The sequence below is a fragment of the Exiguobacterium sp. s26 genome, from assembly GCF_018618235.1.
Lineage (GTDB): Bacteria > Bacillota > Bacilli > Exiguobacteriales > Exiguobacteriaceae > Exiguobacterium > Exiguobacterium chiriqhucha.
Map to the genome: position 1 here is coordinate 280,092 of NZ_JACSLS010000001.1, position 14,244 is coordinate 294,335.

The 14,244-nt window shown below is 53.8% G+C and carries 12 protein-coding genes; all 12 read left to right on the forward strand.

Going from position 1 to position 14,244, the window contains the following annotated elements; translation table 11 throughout:
* Nucleotides 1–94: 94 nt before the first annotated feature.
* The 12 genes from KNP82_RS01410 (at nt 95) to rnr (ending at nt 14,224) form a co-directional block, all read left to right on the forward strand.
* Nucleotides 95–1,279 (forward strand): phosphoglycerate kinase, encoded by a 1,185-nt coding sequence (locus KNP82_RS01410; protein ID WP_029595059.1) that lies wholly within the window; start codon nt 95–97, stop codon nt 1,277–1,279.
* Between the two features lie 18 nt (nt 1,280–1,297).
* Nucleotides 1,298–2,050 (forward strand): triose-phosphate isomerase, encoded by a 753-nt coding sequence (tpiA, locus tag KNP82_RS01415; protein WP_021065448.1) that lies wholly within the window; start codon nt 1,298–1,300, stop codon nt 2,048–2,050.
* Nucleotides 2,051–3,589, forward strand: coding sequence for a 2,3-bisphosphoglycerate-independent phosphoglycerate mutase (gene gpmI / locus KNP82_RS01420; RefSeq protein WP_021065449.1), 1,539 nt, complete (start codon nt 2,051–2,053; stop codon nt 3,587–3,589).
* 36 nt (nt 3,590–3,625) lie between these two features.
* The gene (gene eno / locus KNP82_RS01425; RefSeq protein WP_021065450.1) at nt 3,626–4,918 is read left to right on the forward strand and encodes a phosphopyruvate hydratase; all 1,293 of its coding nucleotides are present in this window, start codon (nt 3,626–3,628) and stop codon (nt 4,916–4,918) included.
* A 297-nt stretch (nt 4,919–5,215) separates the two neighbouring features.
* Complete coding sequence (locus tag KNP82_RS01430) at nt 5,216–6,013, forward strand: phosphotransferase enzyme family protein (RefSeq protein WP_029595060.1); 798 nt, start codon at nt 5,216–5,218, stop codon at nt 6,011–6,013.
* Nucleotides 6,014–6,269: 256 nt separating this feature from the next.
* The gene (gene galU / locus KNP82_RS01435; protein WP_021065453.1) at nt 6,270–7,151 is read left to right on the forward strand and encodes a UTP--glucose-1-phosphate uridylyltransferase GalU; all 882 of its coding nucleotides are present in this window, start codon (nt 6,270–6,272) and stop codon (nt 7,149–7,151) included.
* A 21-nt stretch (nt 7,152–7,172) separates the two neighbouring features.
* Nucleotides 7,173–8,381 carry a glycosyltransferase family 4 protein gene (locus KNP82_RS01440; RefSeq protein ID WP_251128612.1) on the forward strand — a complete coding sequence of 403 codons (1,209 nt, stop codon included), beginning with the start codon at nt 7,173–7,175 and terminating at the stop codon, nt 8,379–8,381.
* Nucleotides 8,378–9,718, forward strand: a complete 1,341-nt coding sequence (locus tag KNP82_RS01445) for a glycosyltransferase (protein ID WP_214826834.1) — start codon at nt 8,378–8,380, stop codon at nt 9,716–9,718. The genes KNP82_RS01440 and KNP82_RS01445 overlap by 4 nt, the downstream gene beginning before the upstream one ends.
* A gap of 55 nt (nt 9,719–9,773) precedes the next feature.
* Nucleotides 9,774–10,661 carry a YitT family protein gene (locus KNP82_RS01450; RefSeq protein WP_128124240.1) on the forward strand — a complete coding sequence of 296 codons (888 nt, stop codon included), beginning with the start codon at nt 9,774–9,776 and terminating at the stop codon, nt 10,659–10,661.
* A gap of 73 nt (nt 10,662–10,734) precedes the next feature.
* Nucleotides 10,735–10,959: a preprotein translocase subunit SecG gene (gene secG, locus KNP82_RS01455; RefSeq protein WP_012726902.1), complete on the forward strand. Its 225-nt coding sequence runs from the start codon at nt 10,735–10,737 to the stop codon at nt 10,957–10,959.
* A gap of 90 nt (nt 10,960–11,049) precedes the next feature.
* Nucleotides 11,050–11,802 carry an alpha/beta hydrolase gene (locus KNP82_RS01460; protein WP_483299302.1) on the forward strand — a complete coding sequence of 251 codons (753 nt, stop codon included), beginning with the start codon at nt 11,050–11,052 and terminating at the stop codon, nt 11,800–11,802.
* A 16-nt stretch (nt 11,803–11,818) separates the two neighbouring features.
* Entirely contained in the window at nt 11,819–14,224 is a 2,406-nt protein-coding gene (gene rnr / locus KNP82_RS01465) for a ribonuclease R (protein ID WP_214826841.1), read from the forward strand.
* The last annotated feature ends 20 nt before the right edge of the window (nt 14,225–14,244 follow it).

The window sequence follows — 14,244 nt, forward strand, 5'->3', positions numbered from 1 at the left end:
GTGAACTAAATAGAATCAAATAGGAGCGGAAACAAGAGATTGTTCTCCGCTCTATTTATGAAATTGACACGCACGACATATGGAGGCGAAGGTTATGAACAAACAGTCTATTCGTGACATCGATGTAAAAGGGAAACGCGTCTTTTGCCGCGTTGACTTCAACGTTCCACTCAAAGATGGCGTCATTCAAGATGAAACGCGGATTCAAGCGGCACTTCCAACGATCAAGCACTTGATCGACGGCGGCGCGAAAGTCATTTTGGCGAGCCACCTCGGCCGTCCAAAAGGCGAGAAGAACCTCGAGTTCTCACTCGCACCGGTCGCTAAACGTCTCGCTGAACTGCTCGGCAAAGATGTACCCCTCGTCGAAGAGGCGTACGGTCCAGTCGCAGAAGAAGCCGTTTCTAAACTTGGTGAAGGAGACGTCGTCGTTCTCGAGAACGTCCGTTTCTACCCTGGTGAAACGAAAAACGATCCAGAACTCGCGAAAGGTTTCGCGGCACTCGCTGATATCTTCGTCAACGACGCGTTCGGTGCGGCTCACCGTGCCCACGCTTCGACAGAAGGCATCGCGCACCACGTCGACCACGCGGTTGCTGGTTTCTTGATGGAGAAAGAACTTGAAGTCCTCGGCAAGGCACTCTCGAATCCTGACCGTCCGTTCACGGCGATTATCGGCGGGTCGAAAGTTGCTGACAAGATTGGGGTCATCGACCACCTTCTTGACATCGTGGATACACTCATCATCGGTGGCGGTCTCTCGTACACGTTCTCGAAAGCACTCGGGCACGAAGTAGGGACATCACTCCTTGAAGAAGACAAGCTCGACCTCGCTCGTCAGTTCATGAAAAAAGCAGAAGACAAAGGCGTGAAGTTCTTGATGCCGGTCGACTGTGTCATTGCGAAAGAATTCGGCGAAGAGACATACGTCGGACCAGTCGATATCGACTCGATCCCTGCGGATCACATGGGTCTTGATATCGGACCGAAGACAGTCGAAATTTACGCGGAAGCGATTCGCGAATCGAAACTTGTCGTTTGGAACGGACCGATGGGCGTATTCGAACTCGATAAGTACGCTAACGGAACGAAAGGTGTCGCTCAAGCACTCGCAGACAGCGACGCATACTCAATCATCGGTGGTGGTGACTCAGCCGCGGCAGCAGCCAAGTTCGGCCTTGCTGACCAAATGAGCCACATCTCGACTGGTGGCGGCGCTTCACTCGAATTCATGGAAGGCAAGAAACTTCCAGGCGTCGAAGCGTTGAACGACAAGTAAAACAGAGGAGGGTTATCGATGCGTAAACCGATTATTGCAGGTAACTGGAAAATGAACAAAACACTCTCGGAAGCCGTCGCTTTCGTAGAGGAAGTTAAAAACAATATCCCGTCAACGGACAAAGTTGACGCGGCGATTGGTGCACCAGCAGTATTCTTGGCCCCAATGGTAGAAGCGGCTAAAGGATCGAACTTGAAACTCAGTGCACAAAACATGTACGACAAAGACAGCGGGGCATACACAGGCGAAATCAGCCCGGCCATGGTCGCTGACCTCGGCGTGACATATGTCATCCTTGGACACTCAGAGCGTCGCGAATACTTCGGCGAATCAGATGCATTCATCAACAGCAAAACGAAAAAAGCGTTCGAACACGGTCTTACGCCAATCGTTTGTGTCGGTGAGACATTGGAAGAGCGCGAAGGCGGCAAGTTCGAAGAAGTCATCAAGACGCAAGTCGAAGGTGGCCTCGCGGACCTCTCAGCTGACCAAGTCAAACAACTCGTCATCGCGTATGAGCCAGTTTGGGCAATCGGTACTGGTAAATCAGCGGACGAAGCAGATGCGCAAAGCTCATGCAAATATGTTCGTGACGTGGTAAAAGGTCTTTACGGTGAAGACGTGGCGGCTGCGGTTCGCATCCAATACGGCGGTTCTGTAAAACCTGAGAACATCAAGGAGTATATGGCACAAGAAGACATCGACGGCGCACTCGTCGGCGGTGCTTCACTTGAAGCTGCTTCGTTCCTCAAGTTGTTGGAGGCGATTTAAATGGCAAGACCAGTCGCCCTCATCATCTTGGATGGTTTTGGAATGCGGAACGAGACGTTCGGTAATGCGGTCGCTGCGGCGAACAAACCGAACTTCGACCGCTTCTGGGAGCAGTATCCACATACGCTCTTGAACGCGAAAGGCGAGTACGTCGGCCTTCCGGAAGGTCAGATGGGGAACTCGGAAGTCGGTCACTTGAACATCGGTGCCGGCCGGGTCGTCTATCAGTCACTTTCACGCGTCAACAATTCCATCAAAGACCGTTCACTCTTCGACCGCCAAGCGATGAATCACTTGGCCGGACATGTGAAAAAGTATGATTCGAGCCTCCACATCATGGGCCTCGTCTCAGACGGTGGGATTCACTCTCACATCAACCACATGTACGCCATCGTCGAGTTTGCAAAACTTCATGGTATCGAAAAAGTATTCATTCACGCTTTCACGGACGGCCGTGACTGTGATCCGAAATCAGGCGCTGGCTTCCTCGAACAGACGGAAGCGAAGCTCGCTGAACTCGGACTTGGTCAAGTCGCTAGCGTGTCTGGACGTTACTATGCCATGGACCGCGACAACCGTTGGGAACGCGTCGAGAAAGTATACGACGTGCTCGTCAACGCGAAAGGCGAAGTCGGCACGAATGCAGTCGACGTTCTTAAACAGTCGTATGCAGACGGCTTGACGGATGAATTCGTCTTACCGACGGTCATCGAGAAAGACGGTCAACCGATTGCGACGATTAAAGACAACGACGCAATCATGTTCTTCAACTTCCGTCCGGACCGGGCGATCGAACTTGCGAAAGTGTTCAAAGAGAAGACCGGCTTCAAAGGCTTCGAACTTTCGAGCGCACATCCAGAGAACATCTTGCTCGTCTCGATGACGAAATTCTCGGATGAAATCGACACGGACATCGTCTTCCCACCAGAAGATTTGAAAAACACGCTCGGTGAGACTCTCGCCGCGCAAGGGTACAAACAGCTCCGCGCTGCGGAAACTGAGAAATACCCGCACGTCACGTTCTTCTTGAACGGACAACAAGAAACACCGTTCGAAGGTGAAGATCGTTTCCTCGTACCGTCACCGAAAGTGGCAACGTACGACTTGAAGCCAGAAATGAGCGCATACGAGCTCACGGAAGGTCTTCTCGAACGCATCGAATCGGACACGTATGACGCGTATATCATCAACTACGCGAACCCGGACATGGTCGGCCATTCCGGTATGCTCGAACCGACGAAGAAAGCTGTCGAAGTCGTCGACGAATGCCTCGGTAAAGTAGTGGACGCACTCATTGCCAAAGGCGGCGCGGCGATCATCACGGCGGACCACGGGAACGCTGACCTTGTCACGAACCCGGACGGCTCACCGATGACGGCCCACACGACGGAACCAGTACCATGTATCGTCACGAAAGAAGGGGTGGAACTGAAACCAGTTCTAGAAGGCGCTTTGTGCGACCTCGCCCCAACGCTCCTTCACCTTCTCGGTGGAGAGCAACCGGCAGAAATGACCGGCACATCAATCGTCACGAAGTAACTTAAAAACTTTCCAAACAAAAAGGAGCGAATTTTCATGTCAATGATTACAGAAATTTACGCACGCGAGATTTTGGATTCACGCGGTAACCCAACAATCGAAGTAGAAGTCTTCACAGAAGACGGCGGTTTCGGCCGTGCCCTCGTCCCATCAGGCGCATCTACTGGTGAGCACGAAGCAGTAGAACTCCGTGATGGCGACAAGTCACGTTACCTTGGTAAAGGCGTACTCAAAGCCGTTGCTAACGTAAACGACACAATCGCACCAGAACTCATCGGCTACGATGTATTCGATCAAAACGCACTCGATAAGAAAATGATCGAGCTCGACGGTACGAAAAACAAAGGTAAACTCGGCGCAAACGCGATCCTTGGTGTCTCTATGGCAGCAGCACACGCAGCAGCAGACGAGCTCGGCCTTCCACTTTACACGTACCTCGGTGGATTCAACGCGAAGACGCTTCCAACTCCAATGATGAACATCATCAACGGTGGTTCGCACGCTGACAACAACGTTGACTTCCAAGAGTTCATGATCATGCCTGTTGGCGCGCCAACGTTCCGCGAAGCGCTCCGCATGGGTGCAGAAGTATTCCACGCCCTCAAATCAGTTCTTTCTGGTATGGGTCTTAACACAGCTGTCGGTGACGAAGGTGGTTTCGCACCAAACCTTAAGTCTAACGAAGAAGCGATCACAGTTATCCTTGAAGCGATCGAAAAAGCTGGTTACAAAGCTGGCGAAGACATCTACCTCGCAATGGACGTTGCGTCTTCTGAGTTCTACGACAAGTCAACTGGCAAGTACGAACTCGCTGGCGAAGGCAAGTCAATGACAACTGCTGAGCTCGTAGACTTTTACGCTGAGCTCGTAAGCAAGTACCCAATCATCTCAATCGAAGACGGTTGCGACGAAAACGACTGGGACGGCTTCAAATTGCTCACTGACAAAATCGGTGACAAAGTTCAGCTCGTTGGGGATGACCTCTTCGTAACGAACACTGAGAAGCTTGCTGAAGGTATCGAAAAAGGAATCTCGAACTCGATCCTCATCAAAGTTAACCAAATCGGTACGCTCACAGAAACATTCGACGCGATCGAAATGGCTAAAAAAGCTGGTTACACAGCTGTTATCTCACACCGTTCTGGTGAAACAGAAGATGCGACGATCGCGGACATCGCTGTTGCGACAAACGCTGGTCAAATCAAAACTGGTTCGCTCTCGCGTACAGACCGTATCGCGAAGTACAACCAACTTCTCCGCATCGAAGACATGCTCGGCGATGTAGCGAAATACGACGGTATCAAGTCGTTCTACAACCTCAAAAAATAATTGATTGTTTTCAGGTCCGCCTTGTGCGGGCCTGTTTTTTTGTGGTTTTGATGATCTTCATCAGACGGTGGGACGACTGATTGGTCGTCAACCCGTCTTGGCGGCACCGATGCTTTCTGCAGGCAATCCACGGAGCCTCCTCGCACTTCGTGCTTGCGGGGTCTCCGTTAGATTGCTTTCCTGCAAGAGTCACGGTGCCGCTTGGACGGGGGCGGATACTCTGTGTCGAGCTTCCTCGTCATCGACACCCCGTGTTGCTGTATACTGAACGTGACTGATGAAGAATGGGGGGATTGGATGGACCAATCACATGAACAAGAAAAAAGGTTGAGTGGCGGGAACGTGTCGACCGTCTATAAAAAGGGGAATCATGTCTATCGTACGTTGAAAGACGGCAGTGAACACGTCCATCGATTGTTAACGCACTTAGAGGCGAAGGGGATATCGGGCGTTCCGCGATTTGTCGGGGTGGATGGTCAGGGCCGGGAGATTTTGACGTATCTCGAAGGGGAGACGGCCGATTATCCGTTGAAAGCCTATATGTGGTCCGATGAGGCGATTCAGGATGCCGCTCGGCTGATGCGCCGGCTGCATGACGCGACCTTGGATGTCGAGTGGCCGTCTGACTGGCAACCGCTCGACCATACGCCAGCACCGTTTGAAGTGATTTGCCACAACGACTTCGCCGTCTACAATACGATTTTCCATGACGGGAAAGTGGCAGGGGTCATCGACTTTGATTTGGCGGCGCCCGGACCACGAGCCTGGGATATCGTTTATGCCCTTTATACGTTCGTTCCGCTCAGCCGGCGTCATCAAGCCGAGTCGGGTGAGGTCGTTCACTATGAGGCGGAGCGCGATGATGGGACGTACAAACGACGAGTCGCGCTCTTCTTAGAAGCGTACGGCTGGGAAGGTTCGACATCGGAGTTGTTGGACATGCTGCTATTGCGGATTGAGGCGCTCTATCGGTTAATCGAACGAAACGCCTCAGAAGGGGACGTCGCTTTCCAAACGATGATGGATGAAGGGCACCACACGCATTATCAAGAAGAATATCGTTTTATCGAGGCGAACGGCAAGAAATGGTTTTGAGAAAGGATGGCAGACGAACGCTTGTCGAGTGCTCATTCCGGGAATAGAAGAGTGTAGGTGAAAGGAGGCGTTCGTCATGATGATCAGCGGTTTTCTCCTTCTTCTCATCGCGCTCGGTGTCGGCGGTTGGTTCCTGTACAAGTATATGGACGACCGGAAATGGTCGTGACGTATGTCACGGCCGTTTTTTTGTGTGCGTGAACGCTAGGAAATTGGGTATAATCATCAGATACAGCATAAAAAAGGAGAGACGTCCATGACACGCGTACGGAAAGCCATCATCCCGGCCGCCGGGCTCGGCACCCGCTTCTTGCCGGCGACGAAAGCGATGCCGAAAGAGATGCTCCCGATCGTCAACAAACCGACGATCCAATTTATCGTGGAAGAAGCCGTCGCTTCCGGCATCGAGGACATCATCATCGTGACCGGGAAGAACAAGCGCGCCATCGAGGACCATTTCGACCGGGCCATCGAGCTCGAACAGAACCTTGAGTCAAAAGGCAAGACCGAACTCCTCGAGTCGGTGCGCCACTCATCGAACCTCGCCAATATCCACTACATACGGCAACAAGAGCCGAAAGGGCTCGGTCACGCGATTTGGTGTGCCCGCAAGTTCATCGGCGACGAACCGTTCGCCGTCCTGCTCGGGGACGATATCATCGAGGCGGACGTGCCGGCGACGAAGCAATTGATTGACCAGTACGAGCAGTATGAGCGTTCGATTATCGGGGTACAGCGCGTCCCGTATGAAATGACGAATCGATATGGTATAATTGACCCGCTTGCCGTCGAAGGGAAGCTGATCCCGGTCCGGACGTTCGTTGAGAAACCGGCCGTCGGAGAAGCCCCATCGAACCTCGCCATCCTCGGCCGCTACATTTTGACGCCGGACGTCTTCGAGGCGTTGTCGGCGCAAGAAATCGGGACGGGCGGCGAGATCCAACTGACGGACGCCATCGCCCGCTTGAACGAGGTGGAGACCGTCTTCGCCTATGAATTTGACGGGCGTCGCTATGACGTTGGGGAACCGATCGGCTTCATCGAAGCGACGATTGCCCATGCGCTCTGCGACCCAGATTTAAAAGCCAACGTCCACACGCTCTTGAAGCGCTTCGTGGACGAACTCGAACAACAGTAAGGTGTGTTATTTTTGAAAACAATGTTAATGGTCTGTCAAAACTATTATCCGGAAATCGGCAGTGCCGGTAACCGGATGCAAAATATTACGCATCTCATGAAAGAACGCGGTTACGAGGTGGAGGTCATCACGGCCGCCCCGTCGTATCCGAACTTCAACTTGTATAAAGACGACCGCTTCTGGAACGACAAGGCGCTCAACAACCAGCCGTTCATCAAGCGTCTCATCACGAAGAAACGCAAGCATACGTCGAACATGGTGAGCCGGCTCGCTTTGTTTTTGGAACAGATGATTAAAGGCGTCGCTGCCGTCCAAAAGCTCGACTCGAAACCGGATGTCGTCTTTGCGACGACCCCGTCTTTTTTTATGGCGTTCGTCGGTGTGTATGCGAAACGGAAGTATGGCGTCCCGTTCATCTTGGACGTCCGTGACCTCTGGCCGGAGTCGGTGAAAGGCGTCGGCGTGTTTAAACACGACTGGATGCTCGCCCCGGCGTTTTGGTTTGAGAAGCGTCTGTATAAGGCGGCCGATGAAATCATCATCAACTCGGAAGGGTTCCGCAGCTATCTGCGCCAACGTGGCGTCGACAACGACATGATTCACTATATGCCGAACTCGATTCGAGAGAGCGAGCGCAACCTCGAGCGGACCGTCCCTGAGGACGACCGGATGGAGATTCTGTATGCCGGGAACATGGGCCTTGCCCAAGACGTGTCGCTCTTGCTTGAGCTTGCGGAGCGGTTCCGGGACGAACCGCGTGTCCATTTCAAGCTGATCGGCTACGGGTACCGCAAGAACGAGTTGAAAGAGACGATCAAGGCTCGCGGCTTCAAGAACTTCCTCTTCCTCGAGGCGATGCCTCGGACGGAGGCGTTCCAAGCCATCAAGAATGCGGACGTCGCGTTCGTCAGCTTGATCGAGCAAGAAGTGTTCGATACGGTCATCCCGGGCAAATTGATCGATTATATGGCGGTCGGCAAACCAATCGTCGCGGCGGTGTCAGGCCATGCGGCGAATGTCATCGAAGCGGCCGAGGTCGGTTACGTATCACGGAAACGTGACATCAACGAGATCGAGCTCATGCTCCGGAAACTGCTCGAACGTCCTGACTTGCGTGAAAAGTACGGCGTCAACGGGATCCGTTATGTGAAAGACAACTTGTGCTGGGAAAACAATATACACGTCCTCGAAGACGTGGTAGAAAAAGTAACGATGGAGGAAACACGATGAAGTCAGTATGTATGTTTGTATGGAACCATTTTACGAATGATGCGCGCGTCTTGCGCGAATGCTCGGCACTCGCCGAGGCGGGCTATGAAGTCGATTTGATCGCGCTCCAAGACCCGAAAAATCCGTCACTCCCGAAAGAAGAGATGCGTCCGGAAGGATTCCGCGTCATCCGCGTCAAACGGCAGCCGTCAATTCTCGCCAACGGGATGAAGGCGCTCAAGTCGGCCCGGACATGGGTCAGCGCGAAGAAGACACGTCAAATCGGTGCTGGACTCGTCGGCGCGGGACTGCTCGTCCTCGCACCACTGACGATGCTTGGACTCGGTGCGGCAGCGGGTGCGATTTTGTTCCCACCTGTGCGTAAAAATATCGTCAACGCGAGCGCGATGCTCGAAATGGTGTTCACTTCAACGAAGAAGTCGTACGATTTCTATCACGCCAACGACTTGAACACGCTCCCGCAGGCGTTGATCGCCGGTAAACTCGTCAACAAAGGCAAAATCGTCTACGATTCGCACGAAGTCCAGACGGACCGGACCGGTTACGGCTACATCCAAAGTAACCTCGAGGGCTGGCTCTTGCCGTACGTCGACTCGATGATGGTCGAGAACCACACGCGCGCGGCGCACAACGAAGAACTCTACGGCTTCTATCCGTACGTGCTCCACAATTACCCGTTCTATCGTCCGCTCGACTTCACGCTCCGCAAAGACTTGCATGCGCTCCTCGAGCTTCCGAAAGACGAGAAGATTCTCTTGTATCAAGGCGGCATCCAAGCCGGTCGTGGACTCGAGCAGCTCATCCTCGCCGTCAAGGACTTCAAGGAAGGCACGCTCGTCATGATCGGGGACGGGAAACTCAAGCCGGTCATCAAACAGATGATCGAGGACGAAGGCGTCAGCGACCGCGTCAAGATGATTGACAAAGTACCGGTCGAGGCGTTACCGTACTATACGATGAACGCGTATCTCGGTTTCCAAGTGTTGAACAACGTCTGCTTCAACCATTACTCGGCGTCATCGAACAAACTGTTCGAATATTTGATGGCAGAAGTACCGGTCGTGTCATGTGACTTCCCGGAAATCGAACGGGTCGTCGCCGGCAACGACGTCGGAGTCGTCGTCGACTCGCACGACCCACAATCGATTGCCGAAGGCGTCAACCGCCTGCTCGACGATCAAGCACTCTACGCCCGTGTCAAAGAGAACACGAAGATGGCGCGTGAGCAATATAACTGGGATTTGGAAAAAGAGGCACTCTTGAATGTCTACACGAACGTCGTGGACCGCAAGTTGCCGATTATGAAAGACGGTGCGCCAAAGCCAGTTCAACAGTAAAACTTAGACTGCGGCTTTGTGCCGCGGTCTTTTTTATATGGAAGGGGGACAAATGATGAAACGTCAGCAACAACATCTATTGCGTCAACAAGTCTGGAAGAAACTCCAATCGATTTCCTTGAAGGATATCGCCTGGATCGTCGCCGGCTCATTCATTCTCGCGTTCGGGGTAAACTACTTCACCGTCCCAAACGATTTCTCGGAAGGCGGCCTACTCGGGGTCACCATCATCTTGTATTACCTATTCGGTTGGGACCTCGGGGTCACGTCGATTATCGGGAACGGGATTTTATTCATCGTCGGCTATAAACTGCTCGACCGACGGACGATGGTCTACTCGGTCGTTGCTGTCATCGCGACGTCGTTCTTTCTCAGCTTGACCCACGATTGGGGCAGCCCAGCCGAGGACAAACTGCTCGCGGCCGTGTACGCCGGAATCATGATTGGGGTCGGCATCGGCATGGTGCTCCGCGTCGGCGGGACGACCGGGGGCGGGGTCATCATCGCCCGTCTGATGGAACGCTATTTGCATATGAGCGTCGCCGTGTCGATGTTCATCATCGATGCCATCGTCGTCGGGGCGTCTGGCTTCATCCTCGGGGAACAAGTCGTGCTCTATACGTTGATCGCCATCATCATCGGCTCGTGGGTGATCGACCTCGTCGCTGAAGGGCTCAACATCCGTAAGGCCGTCACCATCATCAGCGACAAGCAGGAAGAGCTCGCCGTCGTGTTGACGGAGACGCTCGGCCGCTCGGCGACGATTATCCACGGTCACGGCTACTATACGAAGCAGGATAAGAACATGCTGTACATGATCGTCGACAAGCGCCAAGTCGGCCCGCTCAAGAAAATCGTCGAAGTGACGGACCCGCGTGCCTTCGTCGTCATCCACCAAGTGAAAGAGGTCATCGGGGAAGGGTTCAGCTACCCGTCCCGATAATTTGAAAGCTGGTGTTTTGACGCCAACTTCTATATAATAAGAAGCGTGTAAAAAGAAGGAGGAACTGACTACTATGCAAACGATCGCTACAATCAGCCTACTCGTCGTGGCTGTTTTATTGATTGTCGTCGTACTGCTCATGTCAGGTCGGTCGCAAGGTCTTGGGGCGATTGCAGGTGGCGCGGAGCAGTTGTTCGGCCGCCAGAAAGCGCGCGGCTTCGACGCTGTTTTGAACCGAACTGCAGCTGTACTAGGCACATTGTTTTTCATTTTAGGATTACTAGTCGCATCATTATGATGAAAGGCTGATCGTTCTCGATTTTTACGTGAGGCGGTCGGCTTTTGTTTTTTTCAATTGTTTTTTGGGAATAATGGATTGTATGAGGAGATGACGTTAGCAATGAAGATTACAGCACCGAAACCGTTCTTCTTTGAAGGCGGACCACGTGCCGTGTTGATGTTACATGGCTTTACCGGATCGAGCGCGGATGTCCGTATGCTCGGTCGTTTCCTGCAAAAAGAAGGCTATACGTGTATGGGTCCCCAGTATCGGGGCCATGCCGTCCCGCCGGAAGAATTGCTTCAGTACGGACCGGCGGACTGGTGGGAGGACGTCTTGAACGCCTACCAGTCGTTGAAAGAGAAAGGCTATGAGGAGATTGCCGTCTGTGGGCTCTCGCTCGGCGGCGTCATGTCGCTTCGCCTCGCTTCAGAGGAGAACGTCAAAGGCGTCATCCCGATGTGCGCTCCGACCGGAATCGATGCCGAGGACCGGTTATACAAAGGAGTCAAAGCCTACGCTCGAGAATATAAGTCTCGAGAAGAAAAATCGCCTGAACAGATTGAACAGGAGATGGCGGACTTCAAACCGATGCCGACGCTCAAGGATCTCCGTGCCTTCGTCCGTGACACGACGACAAAACTCGAAGATATTTTCGTCCCGGCGCTCGTCGTCCAAGGAGCGAAAGATCAAATGATCGATCCTGAATCTGCACACGAAATTTACGAGGCAATTAATGCGTTCCAAAAAGAACTGCTCGTGTATGAGGAGTCGGGACACGTGATCACACTCGATAAAGAAAAAGAGAAACTGCACCAGGACGTGCTCGATTTTCTCGAAACGTTAGACTGGTCAGTGTGAAAAAGGAGGTGTCACGTTGAATTTACGTGACCAACTACTAGAAATTATCCAAGCCAGTGATAAAGCACTGACAGTGGACCAGTTGACTGAGCGTCTTGCGCTCGAGTCGACGGATGCCTTTAAAGAGCTCATCCGCACTTTGAACACCCTCGAAGAAGAGGGCCTAATCGGCCGCACACGGACGAACCGTTACGGGACGCTCGCCGTGCTCGGGCAAGCAGCGGGAATCATCTCGATTCACCAACGCGGCTTCGGCTTCTTATCAGTCGAAGGGGAGACGGAGGACGTGTTCTTGCCGCCCGACCAATTGAAAGACGTCTACCACGGGGACACGATCCTCGTCAAAAAACGTGAGGACAACCGCGGCAAGACCGAGGGCGTGCTCCTCAAAGTATTGAAGCGCGGCTTGTCAGAGTTCGTCGGGACGTATACGCTCCCGAGCGGACGCCTCGACCAGTTCGCCTTCATCGAGCCGGATGACAAGCGCATCAACTTCTGGCCGGTCGTCAACCCGGACAAATCGCTCGGTGCCGTCGATGGCCATAAAGTCGTCGTCCGCATCACGAAATATCCGGACGGACGTTTCGCCGGCGCGTGTGACGTCGTCCGCATCATCGGACACAAGAACGACCCGGGCGTCGACATCTTGTCGATCGTCTATAAGCACGGCATCCCGACGGAGTTCCCGGAAGATGTCATCGACCAGGCGAACGCCGTGCCGGATGAGGCCGACGAGAAGGACTTCATGGGCCGTGTCGACCTTCGCAACGAGACGATCTTCACGATCGATGGCGAAGACGCGAAAGACTTGGACGATGCCGTCCACGTCAAGAAACTCGACAACGGTAACTATGAGCTCGGCGTCCATATCGCCGACGTGTCACACTACGTGACGGAAGGGTCACCGCTTGACATCGAGGCGTTCGAACGGGGGACGAGTGTGTATCTCGTCGACCGCGTCATCCCGATGTTGCCGCACCGTCTCTCGAACGGGATCTGTTCGCTCAACCCGCACGTCAACCGGTTGACGCTCAGCTGCGTCATGGAGATCTCCCCGCAAAACGGGAAGGTCGTCAACCATGAGCTGTTCCCGAGTGTCATCAAGACGACGGAGCGGATGACGTATACGAACGTTCGTGAAATCATCGAACGCGACGACGAAGCGACGCTCGAACGGTACGAGCCGTACATCCCGTTGTTCGACCTGATGGCCGAACTCGCGGAAGTGCTCCGCACGCGCCGCAACTCGCGCGGTGCCATCAACTTTGATTTCGCCGAGGCGAAAGTCGTCGTCGACGAAGAAGGCAAACCGGCCGATATCGTCTTGCGTCCACGCTCGGTCGCCGAGAAGTTGATTGAAGAGTTCATGCTCGCGGCCAACGAGACGGTCGCCGAACATTTCCACAAGATGGACGTGCCGTTCATATATCGTGTCCACGATAATCCGAAACCGGACAAGCTCGATTTCTTCTTCGACTTCGTCGCGAACTTCGGCGTGCACATCGAGCGCTTCAAAGGCCAGAAGGTCGAACCGAAGACGCTTCAGAAGATTTTGAAGGCGATCTCAGGTGAACCGGAAGAGCCGGTCATCAGCACGATTATGCTCCGTTCGATGCAACAGGCGAAGTACGATGACGTCTCGCTCGGCCACTTCGGCCTCGCGACCGACTTCTATACGCACTTCACGTCGCCGATCCGTCGCTACCCGGACTTGATCGTCCACCGTCTCATGCGCACGTATGTCTTCAACGGCGACGTGTCAGAGAAGACGATTGCCAAGTACGAGGACCGTCTTGATTCGATCGCTGAACAGGCGTCGAAGCGCGAGCGCCGTTCGGTCGATGCCGAGCGCGAGACGCAAGCCTTGAAGAAAGCCGAGTATATGGAATCACGTCTCGGTGAAGAGTTCGACGGCGTCGTCAGCGGTGTCACGAACTTCGGGATGTTCATCGAACTCCCGAACACGATTGAAGGACTCGTTCGTCTCCAGTCGATGGATGACTACTATCACTTCGACGAGTCGCAGCTCCTCTTGATTGGTGAGCGGACGAAACGTCAGTTCCGGATCGGCGACGCGGTGCGCGTCAAGGTCGACGCCGTCAACTTGGACGAGCGCACGATCGACTTCACCGTCGTCGGCATGCCGAAGCGGGAACAGTCGCGCCGTCGCCAACCGACGACGATTAAAGCGACAGAAAATCGTCCGAAGAAAGACGACAAACGCGGAGGACGCGGTCGCGATGACAAACGTCCGAAGCGCGGCAAGCCGGGCAAACCAGGGAAACCGGGTCAAGCCGGCAAACCGTCGAAGCCAGGCGAGAAGCCGAAGACGTCGCAAGGACGGTCGGCACTCGACTTGAAGAAGAAAGACGGTCAAAAACGTAAAGGCGACGCCAAACGCGGAGCGAAGAAGCGTCGCTGACGGGAGGGGGCGACCCCTCC

Bases quoted from the DNA above. Each gene is read 5' to 3' on its own strand.
- KNP82_RS01430 (WP_029595060.1), top strand. From the start codon at position 5,216: ATGGACCAATCACATGAACAAGAAAAAAGGTTGAGTGGCGGGAACGTG.
- KNP82_RS01440 (WP_251128612.1), top strand. From the start codon at position 7,173: ATGTTAATGGTCTGTCAAAACTATTATCCGGAAATCGGCAGTGCCGGT.
- KNP82_RS01445 (WP_214826834.1), top strand. From the start codon at position 8,378: ATGAAGTCAGTATGTATGTTTGTATGGAACCATTTTACGAATGATGCG.
- KNP82_RS01410 (WP_029595059.1), top strand. From the start codon at position 95: ATGAACAAACAGTCTATTCGTGACATCGATGTAAAAGGGAAACGCGTC.
- tpiA (WP_021065448.1), top strand. From the start codon at position 1,298: ATGCGTAAACCGATTATTGCAGGTAACTGGAAAATGAACAAAACACTC.
- galU (WP_021065453.1), top strand. From the start codon at position 6,270: ATGACACGCGTACGGAAAGCCATCATCCCGGCCGCCGGGCTCGGCACC.
- gpmI (WP_021065449.1), top strand. From the start codon at position 2,051: ATGGCAAGACCAGTCGCCCTCATCATCTTGGATGGTTTTGGAATGCGG.
- KNP82_RS01460 (WP_483299302.1), top strand. From the start codon at position 11,050: ATGACGTTAGCAATGAAGATTACAGCACCGAAACCGTTCTTCTTTGAA.
- KNP82_RS01450 (WP_128124240.1), top strand. From the start codon at position 9,774: ATGAAACGTCAGCAACAACATCTATTGCGTCAACAAGTCTGGAAGAAA.
- eno (WP_021065450.1), top strand. From the start codon at position 3,626: ATGTCAATGATTACAGAAATTTACGCACGCGAGATTTTGGATTCACGC.
- secG (WP_012726902.1), top strand. From the start codon at position 10,735: ATGCAAACGATCGCTACAATCAGCCTACTCGTCGTGGCTGTTTTATTG.